Origin of the sequence: Sphingobacterium sp. NGMCC 1.201703 (genome assembly GCF_047784615.1) — a bacterium.
Classification (GTDB): Bacteria; Bacteroidota; Bacteroidia; order Sphingobacteriales; family Sphingobacteriaceae; genus Sphingobacterium.
In genome coordinates this window covers 1-1,220 of record NZ_JBLOHD010000015.1, presented here as the reverse complement: position 1 = coordinate 1,220, position 1,220 = coordinate 1, and the positions used below count along the sequence as shown (strand labels likewise).

General features: G+C 41.4%; 1 protein-coding gene. It reads right to left on the bottom strand.

What is annotated here, in order from left to right; genetic code table 11:
- Window positions 1-46: 46 nt before the first annotated feature.
- A protein-coding gene (locus ACK8HY_RS22985; RefSeq protein WP_416134980.1) for an IS3 family transposase occupies window positions 47-1,155 on the bottom strand; the annotation gives its coding sequence in 2 pieces (ribosomal slippage) (window positions 47-894 and window positions 894-1,155; 1,110 coding nt in all).
- Window positions 1,156-1,220: the final 65 nt, after the last annotated feature.

Genomic DNA, 1,220 nt, shown 5'->3' with positions numbered 1-1,220 from the left:
TGTAAGTAGCCCATTTTTCCGACAGCTGAGATTGGACTTTTCTAATTTACGTTACTAATTGATTTATTTGTTGTTTGTGTCTAATATTTTTTGATAATTCCGTTGGTGTAAGATTCCCAAGACCTTCATGGGGTCTATTGTTATTATATTCATCCATCCATGCCTGGGTATGTTCTCTTACTTCTGACAAGTTGAAAAATAAATAAGCATCCAAAATTTCTTTGCGATAGCTTCGGTTGAACCGTTCGATGTAGCCGTTCTGCATAGGCTTACCGGGCTGGATAAATTGAATAGCGATGCCTTGGTCTTTACACCAGAGCTCAAAATGATGGCTGGTGAATTCAGGACCATTATCTACGCGTAGACAGAGCGGTTTGCCCCGCCAGTCTATGATTTGTTCAAGTGTCCGAGTTACCCGCAAAGAAGAAATTGAAGTAGCTATTTCGATACACAATATCTCACGGGAACAGTCATCCATCACATTAAAAGTTCTAAACCTATTTCCGCTGGCCAAGCTATCGCTCATAAAGTCCATGCTCCATTTTTGATTAATGCTGACCTGTTGTTCCAGAGGCTGTTTCTCCCGAGCAGGTAGCCGACGTTTGCCACGCCGCTTCTTGTTCATATTTAATAGCTTATACACCCGATAAACTTTTTTGTGATTCCAGGGATTCCCCGCTCTACGCAGATAAGCGTAAAGTTTTCGGAATCCATATACAGGATGTTTGGCGGACAGATCATCTAATGCAGATATGACTGCACTGTCATCTTTCTTACTAACATAGTAATATTGTGAACGGCACATGCCTGTCAATTTGCAGGCTCCGGTGACACTCAAACCGTGATCCAGGACAATCTCCTGGATTAACTGTTTTTGCTGCCGGAGCCCCAACCTTTTTTTGTGATGACTTCTTTTAGGATATCATGGTTCATACTCAGTTCGGCAAACATCTTTTTCAAACGTGCATTTTCTTCCTCAAGTTCCTTTAGGCGTTTGACATCTGAGGCTTCCATGCCACCGTAACGGCTCTTCCAATTATAAAATGTGGCCTTGCTAATTTCCAGCTCACGGCAGATGTCTTCGGTCTTTCTGCCTTCTTCGCCCTCTTTGAGTGCTCGAACAATCTGGCTTTCTGTAAAACGTGTTTTTTTCATTTTATTACTTAAATCTAAACATTTATGTCCAGTTTTAAGCTGTATGATTTTTTGGGACACTTACA